Source organism: Roseiflexus sp. RS-1 (genome assembly GCF_000016665.1).
Taxonomy (GTDB): domain Bacteria; phylum Chloroflexota; class Chloroflexia; order Chloroflexales; family Roseiflexaceae; genus Roseiflexus.
The window spans coordinates 4,036,744-4,052,749 of the sequence record NC_009523.1; the positions used below are offsets into that span (position 1 = coordinate 4,036,744).

At 61.3% G+C, this 16,006-nt stretch carries 11 protein-coding genes and 1 tRNA gene; 6 read left to right on the top strand and 6 right to left on the bottom strand.

What is annotated here, in order from left to right; all coding sequences use genetic code 11:
• Positions 1 to 39 precede the first annotated feature (39 nt).
• The 4 genes from accC (at position 40) to ROSERS_RS16495 (ending at position 6,185) form a co-directional block, all read left to right on the top strand.
• Complete coding sequence (gene accC / locus ROSERS_RS16480) at positions 40 to 1,404, top strand: acetyl-CoA carboxylase biotin carboxylase subunit (protein ID WP_011957908.1); 1,365 nt, start codon at positions 40 to 42, stop codon at positions 1,402 to 1,404.
• Between the two features lie 76 nt (positions 1,405 to 1,480).
• Positions 1,481 to 3,028, top strand: a complete 1,548-nt coding sequence (locus ROSERS_RS16485) for an aldehyde dehydrogenase family protein (RefSeq protein WP_011957909.1) — start codon at positions 1,481 to 1,483, stop codon at positions 3,026 to 3,028.
• A 22-nt stretch (positions 3,029 to 3,050) separates the two neighbouring features.
• Complete coding sequence (gene acuI, locus ROSERS_RS16490) at positions 3,051 to 4,046, top strand: acrylyl-CoA reductase (NADPH) (protein ID WP_011957910.1); 996 nt, start codon at positions 3,051 to 3,053, stop codon at positions 4,044 to 4,046.
• A 99-nt stretch (positions 4,047 to 4,145) separates the two neighbouring features.
• Positions 4,146 to 6,185 (top strand): hypothetical protein, encoded by a 2,040-nt coding sequence (locus ROSERS_RS16495; RefSeq protein WP_011957911.1) that lies wholly within the window; start codon positions 4,146 to 4,148, stop codon positions 6,183 to 6,185.
• 3 nt (positions 6,186 to 6,188) lie between these two features.
• Here the strand turns inward: ROSERS_RS16495 and ROSERS_RS16500 are convergent, their stop codons facing one another.
• From ROSERS_RS16500 to ROSERS_RS16520, 5 genes are all read right to left on the bottom strand, one after another.
• Positions 6,189 to 8,267: a S41 family peptidase gene (locus ROSERS_RS16500; RefSeq protein WP_011957912.1), complete on the bottom strand. Its 2,079-nt coding sequence runs from the start codon at positions 8,265 to 8,267 to the stop codon at positions 6,189 to 6,191.
• A gap of 211 nt (positions 8,268 to 8,478) precedes the next feature.
• Entirely contained in the window at positions 8,479 to 9,462 is a 984-nt protein-coding gene (locus ROSERS_RS16505; protein ID WP_011957913.1) for an ABC transporter permease, read from the bottom strand.
• Complete coding sequence (locus tag ROSERS_RS16510; protein WP_041333937.1) at positions 9,446 to 10,399, bottom strand: ABC transporter ATP-binding protein; 954 nt, start codon at positions 10,397 to 10,399, stop codon at positions 9,446 to 9,448. The genes ROSERS_RS16505 and ROSERS_RS16510 overlap by 17 nt, the downstream gene beginning before the upstream one ends.
• A 129-nt stretch (positions 10,400 to 10,528) precedes the next feature.
• A complete protein-coding gene (locus ROSERS_RS16515; RefSeq protein WP_011957915.1) occupies positions 10,529 to 11,710 on the bottom strand; it encodes a COG1470 family protein in 1,182 nt (393 codons plus the stop codon).
• A 231-nt stretch (positions 11,711 to 11,941) separates the two neighbouring features.
• Complete coding sequence (locus ROSERS_RS16520; protein WP_232282641.1) at positions 11,942 to 12,475, bottom strand: hypothetical protein; 534 nt, start codon at positions 12,473 to 12,475, stop codon at positions 11,942 to 11,944.
• Between the two features lie 571 nt (positions 12,476 to 13,046).
• On the opposite strand from ROSERS_RS16520, the gene ROSERS_RS24290 reads away from it, so the two are divergent.
• Both ROSERS_RS24290 and ROSERS_RS16530 read left to right on the top strand, forming a co-directional pair.
• Positions 13,047 to 14,213: an ABC transporter ATP-binding protein gene (locus ROSERS_RS24290; RefSeq protein WP_011957917.1), complete on the top strand. Its 1,167-nt coding sequence runs from the start codon at positions 13,047 to 13,049 to the stop codon at positions 14,211 to 14,213.
• 40 nt (positions 14,214 to 14,253) lie between these two features.
• Positions 14,254 to 15,762 carry an HlyD family efflux transporter periplasmic adaptor subunit gene (locus tag ROSERS_RS16530; RefSeq protein ID WP_011957918.1) on the top strand — a complete coding sequence of 503 codons (1,509 nt, stop codon included), beginning with the start codon at positions 14,254 to 14,256 and terminating at the stop codon, positions 15,760 to 15,762.
• 48 nt (positions 15,763 to 15,810) lie between these two features.
• On the opposite strand, the gene ROSERS_RS16535 is transcribed toward ROSERS_RS16530, so the two are convergent.
• Positions 15,811 to 15,901 (bottom strand) — tRNA-Ser (locus tag ROSERS_RS16535).
• Between the last annotated feature and the right edge of the window lie 105 nt (positions 15,902 to 16,006).

Consider the following 16,006-nt stretch of genomic DNA (forward strand, 5'->3'; position numbering starts at 1 on the left):
AGGGTCAAAGCGCCTGTTCTGACAGAAAGCCCGGGTGCCATGTTCAACAAAGTGCTCATCGCCAACCGTGGCGAAATTGCGGTTCGTATCGTTCGCGCCTGTCACGAACTTGGCGTGCGAGCCGTTGTAGCGTACAGCGAAGCCGACAAATATTCGCTTGCTGTGCGCCTGGCTGACGAAGCCGTCTGTATCGGTCCCGCTGCATCGGCGCGTTCCTACCTCAATCCATCGGCGCTCATCAGCGCAGCGTTGATGACCGGGTGCGAAGCGATCCATCCCGGCTACGGCTTTCTTTCCGAAAATCCGTACTTCGCTGAAATCTGCGCGGAGTACAAACTCACGTTTATCGGACCTGACGCCCACGCCATCCGGATGATGGGAGACAAGGCGCTGGGCAGGAAAACCATGCGCGATGCAGGGGTCCCAACCGTGCCGGGATCACGCGGCGAACTGCGCACCCTCGAAGAAGCGGTCGAGGTTGCGCATCAGATCGGCTACCCGGTGCTGCTCAAACCATCGGGCGGCGGCGGCGGGCGCGGGATGCGCGTTGCGCAGAATGAACAGGAGTTGATCAAAGCCTACCCGACATCAAAAGCCGAGGCGGAGGCGGCGTTCGGCAATGGCGCCCTGCTGATGGAAAAATACCTGCCGCAGGTGCGCCACGTCGAAATTCAGGTGCTGGCAGACCGGTACGGTCACGCGATTCACCTCGGCGAACGCGATTGCTCGTCGCAGCGCCGCCACCAGAAGATTGTCGAAGAGGCGCCTTCGCCCGCCGTGACGCCCGAATTGCGGGAGCGCATGGGCGAAGCAGCGCTCAAAGGCGTCCGTGCCATCAATTATGTCAATGCAGGAACCATGGAGTTCCTGCTCGATCCGGACGGCAACTTCTACTTCATCGAGATGAATACACGCATCCAGGTCGAGCATCCGGTCACCGAAATGGTCACCGGCATCGACCTGGTCAAATGGCAGTTGCGCATTGCGGCTGGCGAACCGTTGACGATCAAGCAGTCGGACGTGGTGATGCGCGGGCACGCTATCGAAGCGCGCATCAACGCTGAAGACCCTGACCGCGACTTTATGCCGTCGGGTGGAGAGATCGAGTACTACCTGCCGCCCGGCGGACCGGGGGTGCGTGTCGATTCGCACCTGTACGCCGGGTATGCTCCACCCGGCTATTACGACTCGCTCCTGGCGAAACTGATCGTGTGGGGCGCCGATCGGAACGAAGCGCTCGTTCGCCTTGAACGCGCGCTGCGTGAATTTGTGATTACCGGCATTCATACCACCATTCCATTCACGCTGGCGATGCTCGAAGATCCACCGTTCCGCGAAGGCCGAATCTCGACGCGGTACGTTCCAGATCTGGTACAGCGTATCAAGGAGAGCAAACTGGAGTAGATCGGACACATCTGCGCAGCGACTTCAAGGGCGCAGGAAACTGCGCCCTTCACTATCATGACGGAACACGACACCTATGAGCAACAAGATCATCGCCCCCGGCGTGGAATGGGCACACCTGCTGGAACAGGCACAGACCCTCGTTCCTGAAGCATTCAGCCACGAAGGACATCCGCTCAACCTGATCGGCGGCGAGTGGTGCTGTCCTGGTCATCCCAAACTGTTCCTCTCACCCGTTGATGGCACGGCTCTCGGCTACTATCCGATGATCGACCTCGACACCGCCCGTCATGCCGTTGCCACATCTGCCGCCGAATTCGGCGCCTGGTCGACAACTGACCTTGCTGAACGCCAGCAGCGCGTCGATGCATGCGTCCACCTGCTGCGTCAACATCGTGAACTCATCGGACGACTGCTGATGTGGGAGATCGGGAAACCCTATGCTCAGGCAATGACCGATGTTGATCGCTGTATCAGCGGCGTCGAGTGGTATGTCGAGCAGATTCCATCCATGCTGGAAGGACGCACGCCGCTTGGATTGATCTCAAACATCGCTTCCTGGAACTACCCGCTGTCGGTGCTGGTGCACGCCATGCTGGTGCAGACGCTGGCAGGCAATCCGGTGATCGCCAAAACGCCCAGCGATGGCGGATTGTTTGCACTGACCGTATCACTGGCGCTGGCGCGACGCTGCGGACTGCCGGTCTCGCTGGTGAGCGGCTCCGGCGGGAAGCTTTCCGAAGCGCTGGTGCGCGGACCGGAGATCGCCTGCCTGGCATTCGTCGGCGGCAAAACCAACGGACGCGACATCGCCGCCAGCCTGTACGACCGCGAGAAGCGCTACATGCTCGAGATGGAAGGCATCAACGCCTACGGCATCTGGCAGTTCACGCAGTGGGATCTGCTGGCGAAACAGTTGCGCCGCGGCTTCGATTACGGTAAACAGCGTTGCACTGCTTATGTTCGTTTTGTGGTTCAGCGTCAACTCTTCCCGCAGTTCCTCGATATGTACCTGCCGGTGCTCAAATCGTTGCGCATCGGCAATCCAACCCTGGTCGATCATCCAGAGGCGCCGCTGCCCACGCTCGACTTTGGACCGCTGATCAACAGCCGCAAGGTTGATGAACTTCAGGTGCTGATCAGCGAAGCGATCGGCGGCGGTGCGATCAGTCTGTATCAGGGAACCCTCTGTGCAGACGATTTCCTGCCGAACCAGGATATTTCCGCCTATATGGCGCCTGTTTCGCTGCTGAATGTTCCGCGCAGCGCGCGTCTGTACCACAATGAGCCGTTCGGTCCGGTCGACACGATTGTGGTGGTTGATAGCGTGGAAGAGTTGATCAACGAGATGAACGTCTCCAACGGCTGCCTGGTGGCGTCGGTCGCCTGCGACAATCAGCGTCTGGCACAGCAGATCGCTGCCGAAGTGCGCGCCTTCAAGGTCGGCATCAACACCATCCGCTCACGCGGCGATCGGGACGAAGTGTTCGGCGGCATCGGGCAAAGCTGGAAGGGATGCTTCGTCGGCGGTAAGTATCTGGTGCAGGCAGTCACTGTCGGTCCTCCTGGCGAGCGGTTGTACGGCAACTTCCCCGATTACACGCTGCTGCCGGAGAAGCGGTGACGCAACAAGAGGGAGGGCGGATATGAGTCAGGATACGTTCAAAGCCCTTGTGCTGACCCAGGAAAATGGCGCGATCCATGCTGAGTTTCGCCAACTGACGAACGATGATCTGCCGCAGGGAGATGTGCTGGTCCAGGTCGTTTATTCCAGCCTCAACTACAAGGATGGTTTAAACGTAACCGGCAAGGGGAAGATTTCACGCTTCTTTCCGATGGTCCCCGGCATCGACCTGGCAGGTACGGTGATTGAGTCCTCCAGCCCGGAGTACCATCCTGGCGATCCGGTTGTCCTCACCGGATGGGGCATCGGCGAACGTCACTGGGGCGGGTACGCGCAGCACGCGCGCGTCAAATCGGAATGGCTGGTTCCTCTGCCGCATGGTATGACCCTGCTGCACTCGATGGCAATCGGCACTGCCGGGTTTACCGCTATGCTGGCGGTGATGGCGCTCGAAGAGGCGGGCATTCAACCGAGAGAGCGCGAGGTGCTGGTCACCGGCGCATCCGGCGGCGTCGGGAGCATCGCCACAGCACTCCTGGCGCAGCGCGGCTATCGCGTCGCCGCTTCCACCGGTCGCACCGAGACCCACGACTATCTGCGTGAACTCGGCGCTGCGACGATCATCCCGCGCAGCGAACTGGCAACGCCAGGACGTCCGCTCGAATCGGAGCGCTGGGCTGGCGCCGTCGATACGGTCGGCGGCGACGTGCTGGCGCGCGTGCTCAGCGCCACCGCAACCGGCGGCGCAGTGGCGGCATGCGGCAATGCTGGCGGCGCCAGTTTGACCACCACCGTGTTTCCGTTTATCCTGCGCGGTGTGCGTCTGATCGGCATCGACTCGGTTACGTGTCCGGCGGCTCGTCGCCGCACCGCGTGGGAACGCCTGGCGCGCGAACTTCCGGTCGATCTGCTCGACCGGATCAGTCGCGTCGAACCGCTCAGCCGGGTGAAGGAACTGTGTGATGAGATCGTCGCCGGTCAGGTGCGCGGGCGTATCGTTATTGATGTCAATACCTGACGTGGCATGTCCTGTGAGCGCAATGAAGAGTCGATCACGGTGCGCGAAGCGCGACATGCGACCGTTTGACATCCGCGCTGGTTTCCGGCGTTTATTGTCGTGACGTCGCTTTCATTCCGTTCCGCTGCCACGTTGCTGCACTGGCTCACCGCCGAAGTCAGGCGGATCGCTGTGGCAGCGCGTGCGCCGTTGTGGTGGAGTGCGCTGGGAGTCGCGCTGGCGCTCTGGTCACTGGCATATCAGGCTGCACCGACCGTGCGCCTCGATATTGGCGGCGACCGGGTATCGCGTCAGCGCGGTTTCGATACCCCGTTTCTCGACAATTTCAACGACCCCGAACCGGCGCATCTGCCAGACCGTCCGTGGTACGCAGCGGATGCCCCACCATACCGCTGGACGCGCGATACCTCAACGGTGACGCTCCCCGGCATTGGCGGCGACCTCTGGTTGCTGCGCGTCACTGCCGCCAGCGGACGACCCGATGGCAGTCCGGTCATCGGCGTCTGGCGATCTGCTGACGACCTGCCGGTATCGCTTCAGATCGACGCGCAGCCCCGGACATACATGCTCCTTGTGCGCACCGACCCATCCGGTGATCTTCGCCTGACCTTCGAGACGCCGCGCCTGAACGTCGCCACCGATCCGCGCATCCTGGGGATGCCTGTCTTCCGCATTGTGGCATCGCCGATTGGAACGACGCCCTATCGCCCGTCGTGGATGACGCTTGCCTGGCTCGCCGGAGCGCTGACCGGTACTGCTGCGATCCTGCATCGGGCGCATGCCCCGACGACGATCACGGCGCTCACTGTGCTGGCAACAGCGCTCTTGTTCGCCTGGATGATCGCTGCCCGTCGAATGGACCTGACGATCGTCGCGCCGACCATCGCCATCCTGATCTGGATAGCCTACGTCTTGATACCGGTCATTGACGCTGCGCTCACAACGACACAACCGGCAGATGATACAGCCGCCGCAGCCGGCGTGACCGCAGGTGCGTGGTTTGTTCGCATGGCAGGAATGGTGCACCCCTACGCACTCACCAGCGATCTGGGGCTGCACGTCAACAATCTGGCGGATGTGGCGCGCGGCATCCTGCTGTTTACCGAAGGTCTCCCCTGTCGCGCTGGCGCCGGACCGCAACCTTACCCTCCTGGCGGGTATCTGGCGCTCCTTCCCTTCGTGCTGCTGACCGGCGCCGATCGCGCGGCGCTGACCCTGCTGGTGCAGAGCGGCACAGCATTGCTGGAGAGTTCGACGACTGCGATCATCTGGCTGCTGCTCCGACGCGCGGACGCAGGCAGGCGCGCGGCGCTGTACGGCGCGCTGCTCTACGCCGTTGCGCCGCCGATCCTGCGCTCCTATTCGGTTGGCGAAATGGCAAACCTGATCGCACAGGCATGGGTGGCGCCCCTCATGATCTGGTTGACACAGGCAAGGGATACGGTGTCGTGGCGAGCTGCGCTCGTCGGGACAATGCTGACCCTCATCATCCTGCTCAGCCACGGCGGTGTTGCGCTTTCGACCGGCGCAATGCTGGCAGTCTGGCTCCTGCTCCGCACGGTCTGGCAGAGACCATCGGATCAAACACCGGTCACCACGTACTGGCGTACAGCGCTTCCCTGGCAACCGATTGGCGCTTTTGCGGTTGCCGGTATTGCAGCGCTGGCGCTTTTCTACTCAGCATTCGGACATGTGGCGGAAGAGCGTCGGATCGCACAGGCAGCGCTTGCCGTACAGGGCATCGTTTGCCCGCCCGGCGATCCACTGCTGAGCAAACTGAACTGGTGGATTTCCGGTCTGATCTTCACCCCCGGCGCACCTGTGGCGCCGCTTGCGCTGGCGATCGGGGTCACGGGTGCAGTGCTGATCAACCGCTCGCGGCGCGGCGGTCTGGGCGCGACGCTGGCGGCATGCTGGCTGGGAACATGCGCAAGCCTGGGAACGCTGCTGATCAGCGACCAGCCGGTGCGCTGGACGATCTTCATCTATCCGGCACTCTGTGTGGGCGCTGGCGCGGCGCTGGCAAAACTCCAGCATCGTGAGCGCGCTGGCGCCCTCCTGACATTCACAATCCTCTGGTTCCTGATCTGGTACGGAGTCGCCGACCGGGTGCGACAGGTGAGCGAGTATCTACGGTAGAAGTCAGCGCCCGACGATCTCGCGCTCCGCCCGCTCCAGCACCACATCGCGATCAGAAAGCACCGTCTCCGCAGTGACCGGCACGCGAATAGTCGGCACAACCCCCACGCCCTCCAGCAGCGGCGTTCCATCGGGCAACAGCGTGCGACCAGTCGGGACTTGCAGGAAGATACCGTCCGGCAATACATACTGCCCGCGCGACACTTCGGCGTACACCCCCGCAGTTGGCGTTTCACCAACCACGATCACGCCTGGAACCCTGCTGAACCCATACGACTCATACTCGCACGCGCTGAAGCATGCCTGACCCACCAGCAGCGCAATTTTATCGAAACGGTACTGATTCTGGTTGGGTAGAATTTTATCAACCGGACCTTCCGGCTCAAAACGACCGGTGCGTTCACTATAGTATTCATCCTGACCGATAATGATCTCCTGATCGGTCAGAAAACCGGCAAGCCCGAGCGGCGCACCGCCGTTGTTCTGGCGCATATCAATGATAATGCCGGGAACATCCAGGTCGTCGAACGTCTTCAGCGCGCGTTCAAACAGCCTGATCAGCAGGTTCAGATCGTCGTAATTGGCGTTGATGCGAATATACCCGACACCGGACGGTCGCTGCTCGAACTCAACCGGCAACGCCGCCGGATTGCGCTCCTCATAGATCGACGTTGCAAGAAAACTATCGCGCTCTTCGACGGCGCGCAGTGTGACCGTCTGGGGCGCACTGCGCGGATTGGCAAAGGTCACCTGCGCTGATGTTCCAACCGGCGCACGCAACAGGTAGCGCGCCTGCTGATAGCGCAGCGCAAAATCGGTCGAAAACGGACCGCCCAGCGGCTCAACTGCGGCAATCGCTTCTTTGACCGGCGTGCCATTGAACGCCAGCAGTTCCGCCCCCACCTGCATCCCGGCGCGATCGGCAGGACCGTTGCGCGTCACAAACATCACCAGCGCCCGACCATCATCCAGTTCACGAATGGCAAAACCGTACCCGCCGGACGCCCGTTCACGGAACAGCGCGCCGGACAGCGGCGAACTGACGCCGACATGCCCATCGCGGAAGGCATACGCAAAATCGAACAGCACGTCAAAAAACGCCCTGCGATCCGCCCGACGCTCCGCCTCAGCCACGCGCGGCGCCAGTTCGGCGTAGAGCGCATCCCAATCCGGCGCTTTGCCAGGAATGCCGTTGAAGGCGTACTCCACACGCACCCTGTTGAACATCGCATCGAACGCCTTCGTATACGACAGATCGGAGAAATCCTTGATCGCTGCATCCGGCGGCTCATACAGCGTGATCCGCACCTCGCGGTCGCGCTCGATGGCAAACGGTCGCCGATCAAGATCGATCACCGAATACCCGGCGGGAAGCGAACCAACCGGATCGTCATCGGTGAACAGCAACCCATCAGGACCGAAATCTGTCGGAAACTGCTGCGCATCGTCCGGCGACCACACCACCAGTTTGCCGCCGGTCACTTCATCGTTATTCTCCGGATCATTGATCGTCGAAGCAAGATAGGCGGGCCAGCCAAAACTGCGATCATCCCCTTCGGAAAACGGACCGCCGTACAGGTTGGGCCAGTACGCCACCACAAACACCTGCACGCCAGCATTACGCTGACCGTCATTATCGACATCGACCATCGTCCCGGCAGGGCGCGCGGGAAGCAACAGACGGAATGTACCGCGCTGTTGATCCGTATCGATCGTCAGAGGTCCCAACACCTGACTGTCAACCGGCAGTTCCCACTCCTCATCGCGGGTGACGAACCCGTAGAGATCGACCAGCCCGACCGCATGTTCCACGTAGTAGACGGTGATGATGTCGTTGGTATACTCGAATTCGCCGGTGATCACCTCGACGCCGCCCGCCGATGAGCGCGGCGCAGGCGAAGGAGTTGGCGCCGGCGCCGACGTCGCCGCAGGCGGTGAAACGGCAGGCGGCCTGACAGCGGTTGCACCTTCCACCGGGAGTGCAGCCGCCGGTGGCGACCCCATCGGTGCGACACCACAGGCGGCAAGCGCCAGTGCGATAACTGCCAGCGCTACCGCGCGCCCCATAGAGCCGTGTTTCATGGTTACTCCTTTGCTATGGCTATGCTGAGCATTGTAACGTCATATGAAAGGAGACGCAATTCCGCGTCGGGAAGTTCCTCGCAGGCACAGGCGGAAGGGGCGAACGAACGCCTGCGCTGGCAGCGTGGCAGGATGGACGAAGGCGGCGCCTTCGCCCACGACTCGGGGTAAGATGCCGGGAAAGGTGTGAAGCGGCGCCGCCTTGCGACGGTCAGGCGCGGATCTCCTGCCGCTGAAAGAGCACATACCCCAACGCGAAGATCAGGATCGTCGCTGCGATCAGACCCGTGGCATGCGGCCAGGTCAGCAGCACACTCTGCGCAGCTGGCAGTGGCGACCCTGGCACAGACCCGTGCAACTGAATTGGCAGGATCAACCCCAGCGCACGCACTGCCGGGTTGAGCGTCGCCAGCGCAACTTCAGCATAGAGCGTGTTGGGCGATATGCGCGCCAGCGCAAGTTCCAGCTGCACCTGCTCGATCAATGCCAGCGCATCGCCAGGTGGTGCAGGGCGCAACAGTTGCGCCAGCAGACCGGCAATGATCCCCCAAAAAGCGGTGAAGAACAGCCAGACAGCGATTGAAGCCAGCGCTGCCGTGGCTGGCTGACGAAAGACGATTGAAAAGAGCATCGCCAGCGCCAGCCAGATCCCGCCATAAAAGATGGTCACCAGCAGGAACCACAGTATGCGCACCACTTCCTCGCCGTCTGGCGGCGCTCCCAGCTGCAACAGCCCTAAGCCAATAATCAGCAGCCAGATCGCTGAAAGCGTCAGCGCCAGCGCCCCCAGTCCAGCCAGGAATTTGCCGAACAGCAGCGCATCTCGATAGATCGGCTGCGCCAGAATTTTTGAGATCGTGCGCTGGTTGAACTCACCGTTGACCGCATCGAACGCCAGGGCAATGCCGATCAGCGGCACGAGCAACCCCAGAAAGCCAACGAACGCTGGCAACGGCTCGCGCGCCGTGGTGAACAGATTGAGAAACAGAAACGATCCGCCTGCGCCAGCGCGAAGACTCTGCGTTGCGGCATACACTGTCCCGAAAGCGGTCAGCACGATCAGCACTTCCAGGATCAACATCCGCACACTGGTCAGGTGGTCTGCCATCTCTTTTGCGACCACTGCCCACAGACCGGTCCATGGAGAGCCTTCACGCTGTCGCCCAACCGGAACACGTTCAGGCTGCGACGGCATATGCCACCTCTTTCTTCTGGAAATAGCGCGCATATATTTCATCGAGACGCGGAATATCGGCGCTCAGCGCCAGTACCTTTCCCCCTGCCTCGATCACACTGCGTGCTACGTCGGCGCGCAGATCGCTCCGCGTCTCGATGTGGTAGGTCTGGACGCCATCACGTACCACCTGGATCACGTCAGGCAGACGACGCAGCGCTTCCTCGACGGCGGGTCCGCCTTCAGCCTCCAGATGAATACGGTACGCACCGCCAAGCACACGCTGCGCCAGATCGTGGACGGTTCCTTCCAGCACCATCCGCCCCTTGTGGAATAGCCCTACCCGGTCGCAGACCGCCTGCACCTGGTGGAGCAGGTGCGATGAGAGCATAATCGTGATCCCATCAGATTTGAGACGCCGGATCAGTTCAAGAAACTCACGCACTGCCTCCGGGTCCAGCGCCAGCGTTGGCTCGTCCATCACAATCAACTGCGGGCGCTTGAGCAGCACTTCGGCGACACCCAGGCGTTGCCGCATGCCGCGTGAGAATGTTCTCACCTGCCGGTCGGCGACATCGCTCAAACCGACCTGTTCCAGCGACTCACGGATGCGTTCCTGCATCTCCCTGCCGCGAATACCGTTCAACTTCGCAATGTAGATCAGATTCTCGCGTGCAGTCAGCCCGTCATAGAAACCAACCTGATCGGGCAGGTAGCCAACCCGCGCCTTGATGCTCAACGGCTGGCGCGTCGGGTCCAGCCCCAGCACCCGCACACTTCCCGCCGTCGGCTCGGTCAAACCAAGCAACATCAGGATGGTCGTCGTTTTACCGGCGCCGTTCGGACCCAACAACCCAAAAATCTCGCCTCTGCGCACGGTCAGATTCAGGCTATCAACAGCGACAAAGTCGCCGTAGCGTCTGGTCAGTTCATGACACTCCACAACAATTTCGTCCATTGCCGCCTCCTGACGCCAATCCATCAGACAGGCAATCTCTGCAAGAACATCGTGTGCCATTGCGTCGTGCACAAACGGGAGCGGATGTCGGAATGCATCATCCGAACATCCGCCGCACAAACGCGCTGATCAGCGTCGCCCAAAGCGCATCACTGCCATCCCCACTCCAAAGACAGCGACCGCGATCAGGGCAACGCCGACAAGCCCCCAGAGGGTCGATGTCAGCACGGTCACCCGGAACTCGGTTGACTCTGATGCTCCTTCGTCTGGGCGCGCCACAAAGGTGACCACATAGTCGCCAGCAATCGCCTGGTTCGATGGCTGGACATTCGCCGTCACCTCGACACGCTGGTTGCTGTTCAGTTCGGGAATCTGCTTCGGCTCGAACTCAACCGTCCAGCCAGCTGGCGGCACAGCGCTCAGTTGAATGTTCCGGGCTGGCGCGCTGCCGGTATTCTGCACAATGAGAGTGAACGCGGTCTTCTCGCCGATGCGCGCTTCGCCGGAGAGACGACCGTCAGGGGTGGTCAACACCACCTTCGGTTGACCGGTCAGTTCGGCGACGAGTCGCGTTGTAGCCTGACTCTCGCCACCCTGCGCCAGCACGGTGATCTCGTATGTACCTGCTGGCATATCCGGGAATGGCTTCACTTCGATGCTCAGGCTCTTTGATTCGTTCGGTCCAAAGGGAACGCTTGTGATACTCTGACCGGAGAGCCTGAAATCGACCAGAAAGCCGCGCGGCGCTTCAGCCAGCAGGCTGACTGGCGTCTCCCGATCGCTTTCATTCTTCAGGGTCACATTGTAGCGAAAGGTGGTATCGGGCGTTCCACGCAGCATCGGCAGATCGACTTTGAACGATAAACCGGCGGACGATTTCTCCTTCGCTTTGAGGATCAACTCAATTGGAAGGGTTACCTCGCGCGCGCTGCCGCGGGCAACCACCGTCAAACGATAGTCGCCAGCCGATGCGTTCTCTGGCGGCTCGATGCGCAGATCGAGCGATGCATCGCTTTTCGGAGCGACATACGCCGCCTGAACGGTCTTTCCGTCGCCGCGGAAGCTGGCATTCCATCCCTCTGGAAGGTCACGCACCGCAAGGCGCACGATCTGTGGCGTCGTATCGCTACCCAGCGTCAGTCTGATCGTCACCGGATCGCCGATGGTGGCTTCCTGAACCGGGTAACGAGTGAAGAGGAAAAGGTCCTGCGGAGCCGGTTGCGGTTGCTGGTCCTGCGCCAGCACGGGATTCACGCCGCTGAGTGCCAGAAGAAGCGTGAAAGCAAGCCCCATGATGCGAAACATTCGCATCGTTTGCCTCCTTTCCTGCTTGAAACTGGAACGATGATCGCCATCCTACGGCATGATTCGGCAGCATTTGTTGGCAGCGGAAGATTGTAGAGGATGAGCGTTAGAACAGTATTGGCGCCAGGTTAGCGTTTGCTAAGAGCCTGCTCGCCAGGCGTGAAGCACAATTCATCCTGTGATCTCACGCTTCTGCCAGACAGGACAGGGGCGACATATGAAACCCAGACGTAATGATCACGTTGCTGCCGATGATCCGGTTCCGAACTCCAGATCGGTCAGCACGACCAGCGCATCGAAATCGTCGAGCAGATCGGGGGCATACGTCGCCACCGTCGCGCGCGCAACGGCGCGTTCAGTCTGATCCGCCCGGCGCAGCAGACGGGTTATATCGGCGACATCCTGCGCCCGACCTGCCTGCAGTTTCATCAGGATCAGAAAGTGTCGCGCTAACACCGGGAAACCGGCGAGATCATACATCGGTTGCGCCAGCGCCTCGTTCAGCCAGGGTTCGTCGAACGCCAGCACATCGATGCTGTACCCGACGCCTTCCTCCGGATGCGCGGTAAATCCACCAATCAGCAACGAGCCGCCAATCCGGTAGCCAGCCGAGATGAACGCAACCCGCGCAGCCTGTTCATCAGCAGCGTGGATCACGATATCTACGTCCTGCGTCAGGCGTTCTGAAGCATAGGCGCGCAACGCCATCGCTCCGACCAGCGCCCAGCGCATGCCGCCCAGTATCCGTGACAGGTCTGGCAGGTGTTGCACAGCGGTTCTCCGGTCTAAAAACGTGTCCGACGAGCCGGTACCCCTGGCAGCGCGTCGCAGCGCAATGCGAATGTATGGATTTTTTGGTTGCAGCGTCTGCACGACTCGCTCCGACGGCAGAACCGTCCTGGGTTTGTAAACTATGCCTTCGCGTTGAAGCGTGCATCCGGGTCGCACGACCGGTTTCGCACGTAAGTGTTCACATTTCGCATGGGAGCAAGGGCATCTTGCTCTCGTAGACGCGACCAGGGCAGGACGCCCTCGCTCCCAGGCGCGTGTGTTACCCCAGGTGTGAACAGTTCCTTTCGCACGCTTTCGACACCCCCGCTTCCACCACACATCTTAGCATATTCACGCATAATGGCATATTCCCTCTGGATGATACCGAACGCGAAACAATCCTTCTCGATATCTATCTCCGGTCTCTATCCGCAGTGCATCTCTCGCGTTACCATGTTCCCACAAGGCGATATTGTGCAACAACCGGCGTGATACGGCGTCAAACAAGACGGAAACGATCGCACAGCGCACTCCCATCCAATGACCGGTTCAGAAAAGTAAGGAGCGGGTTGTGTTCAAAGGCTGGTTTCGACGCAGAGCAACCGTCACTGCCACACCGTCCAACAGCACCTATCGGCATGGCAACGACACGTTGATCGAACTGCGCAACGTCACCAAAGTATTCGAGACAGCCGCAGGACCCTTTACCGCCCTCGACAACATCACGCTCAATGTAGACCGCGGTGAATTCGTGGCGATCATCGGCAAGTCGGGAAGCGGCAAATCCACTCTTATGAACATGATCTCCGGGATCGACCGACCCACATCGGGCGAAGTGTTCATTGGCGATACCGCTGTACACACCCTGAACGAGAGTGAGATGGCCGTCTGGCGCGGGCGCAACGTCGGGATCGTGTTTCAGTTCTTCCAGTTGTTGCCCGCGCTCTCACTGGTCGAGAACGTGATGCTGCCGATGGACTTCTGCAACATGTTCACGCCGCGCGAACGACGCGAACGGGCGATGATGCTCCTCGATCAGGTCGGCATGGCCGACCAGGCGCATAAACTGCCATCCGCCATATCCGGCGGGCAGCAGCAACGAGTCGCCATTGCCCGCGCCCTCGCCAACGATCCGCCGATCATTCTTGCCGATGAGCCAACTGGCAACCTCGACTCGAAAACGGCGCAACAGGTGTTCACCCTCTTCGAGAAGCTGGTCGATCAGGGCAAAACGATCCTGATGGTCACCCACGACAGCGATATGGCGCGGCGTGTCAGTCGCGCTGTGATCATCGCCGACGGTCGGATCGTCAACGAATACGTTGCACAGGCGCTCCCCGCCCTGACGCTCGATCAACTGGGCTGGGTGATGCGTCACGCCGACATCCGCACGTATGCTCCCGGCGCTGTCATTATCGAGCAGGGCAGCCCGGCAGACAACTTCTACATCATTACCAGAGGGGACGTCGAGGTGTTCATCGAACATCCCGACGGCGGCGAAATCATTGTCAACCACCTGAGCACCGGTTCCTACTTCGGCGAAATCGGTCTGCTGCACCAGGGGCGTCGCACCGCTGGCGTGCGCGCCAGTTTTGCGACCGGCTGCGATGCGGCAGTGCTCGATCAGCAGGAGTTCCACACGTTACTGGCGGAATCGGAAGCCACCAGGAACGCCATTGAACGGGTTGCGCGCGAACGTCATTCACGAACGCAGGCAGCAACCCACGACGACATGTAGTCCCGTCTTTATGCGTCTACAGAGAGAGTGAGGCAGGCGCATGTTCTGGTTCTCGATGAAACGAACGGTGATGACAGCGGCAGCGCTTCTGGCGCTGACCGCCTGTGGCGGTCAGGCGACCGCCATCCAGCCCACCCCCATACCGCCTGTGCGCGCTGATGAGCGCGTGGTCGCCGAAGCCCGCGTTGTGCCGGCACGCAGCGCTGCGCTGGCGATGAATAGCAGCGGCGTGGTGGCGGACGTGCTTGTATCAGAAGGCGACACAGTTCAGGCGCAACAGGTGCTGCTCGTGCTCGACACCCGACGACAAGAGGCAATCGTTGCACAGGCGGCAGCCGATAAGGCGCGCGCCGAAGCGACACTGGCGCGTCTGAAAGCAGGACCGACCGAAGAGGAGATTGTCGCTGCCGAAGCGCAGGTGCAGCGTGCCGAAGCACAATTGCAGCAGGTGCGCGGCAATGTCACCGACCGCGACATCCTTGCCGCCGAAGCCCGTCTCCAGCAGGCGCGTGCGCGCCTTGCAGAACTTGAGCGCGCCAGCAACCGCCCCGAAGTCGTTCAGGCAGGCGCACGCCTGGAAGAAGCACGCGCCACGCTCGAAGCCGAAAAAGCGCGTCTCTCCGCCGCCAAGACCGATGCCCGTCTGCGGATGGAACAGGCTGTCGAAGCGCTCACCCGCGCTCAATCAGCGTGGGTCGTCGCAAAAAATGAGTGGGATAGCGTACAGGCCGACGGTCAACACCCGACGCTCGGTTATGGATTGAACGAAGCTGAGAAGCGCAAATTCTACGATGCGTTCGTTCAGGCGGAAACAGCGCTGCGGAGCGCCGAAAGCAGCCTGGAACAGGCGCGCATCGCATACGACGCCGCGCGTCAGGCGGAAGCGGCGGGCGTCAGCGCCGCCGGGCAGCGCGTCGTCGAGGCGCAGGCGGCGTATGACCGCATTGTCCGCAGCACAAACAACGATGAACTCGCTGCGGCGCGCGCTGAAGTCGCCGATGCCCAGGCGCGCCTGGAGAGACTCCGTGGCGAAGAACGCGCCGGCGCCATCGCCGTCGCCGAAGCGACGCTGGCGGAAGCCCGCGCCAACCTGGCACGGTTGAAAGCCGGTCCTACTGCTGCGCAGATCGCCGAAGCAGAGGCCGATGTACGCCGCGCCACTGCCGCGCTCCAGGCGGCACAGACACAACTCGATGAATTGACCCTGCGCGCGCCATTCGGTGGTCTGATTGCTGCGGTCAATATCAAACCGGGCGAGTATGTCACCCCTGGCACACCATTGATTACCATCGGCGATCCCGGCGCCTGGCAGATCGAAACAACCGACCTGACCGAACTCAGCATCGTCAAAGTGCAACCTGATGCACCGGTCACGATCACTTTCGATGCACTGCCCGGCCTCGAAATGCAGGGGCGCGTCACACGGATCCGTGAACTCGGCGAGAACCGCCAGGGCGACATTACCTACCGCGTCATCATCACCCCGGCGCAACACAACCCTCGCCTGCGCTGGAATATGACCGCTTCGGTTGCGATCGGTCAACCGTAACAACAACGCGCCAGGGATCGCGCTGCGACCCCTGGCGTGCTGCTAACCTGGCGGGGAGGGCGGGATTTGAACCCGCGAGGGGGTGTTACCCCCTACGGCATTTCCAGTGCCGCGCACTAGGCCACTATGCGACCTCCCCCTGCATTCATCTGGACAACCGTACTACCTCACACGCTTCGCGTCTGCGGCACGGCACTATGACCGTTGCGAAGGTCGCGCTGCCGTCTCCCTGCAACGCCCGGCA

What these genes read in the sequence shown, in the direction of transcription:
- ROSERS_RS16485 (WP_011957909.1), top strand. Translation starts at nt 1,481, where the DNA reads ATGAGCAACAAGATCATCGCCCCCGGCGTGGAATGGGCACACCTGCTG.
- ROSERS_RS16510 (WP_041333937.1), bottom strand. Translation starts at nt 10,399, where the DNA reads ATGGACGAAATTGTTGTGGAGTGTCATGAACTGACCAGACGCTACGGC.
- ROSERS_RS16515 (WP_011957915.1), bottom strand. Translation starts at nt 11,710, where the DNA reads ATGCGAATGTTTCGCATCATGGGGCTTGCTTTCACGCTTCTTCTGGCA.
- ROSERS_RS16505 (WP_011957913.1), bottom strand. Translation starts at nt 9,462, where the DNA reads ATGCCGTCGCAGCCTGAACGTGTTCCGGTTGGGCGACAGCGTGAAGGC.
- ROSERS_RS16530 (WP_011957918.1), top strand. Translation starts at nt 14,254, where the DNA reads ATGTTCTGGTTCTCGATGAAACGAACGGTGATGACAGCGGCAGCGCTT.
- accC (WP_011957908.1), top strand. Translation starts at nt 40, where the DNA reads ATGTTCAACAAAGTGCTCATCGCCAACCGTGGCGAAATTGCGGTTCGT.
- ROSERS_RS16500 (WP_011957912.1), bottom strand. Translation starts at nt 8,267, where the DNA reads ATGAAACACGGCTCTATGGGGCGCGCGGTAGCGCTGGCAGTTATCGCA.
- acuI (WP_011957910.1), top strand. Translation starts at nt 3,051, where the DNA reads ATGAGTCAGGATACGTTCAAAGCCCTTGTGCTGACCCAGGAAAATGGC.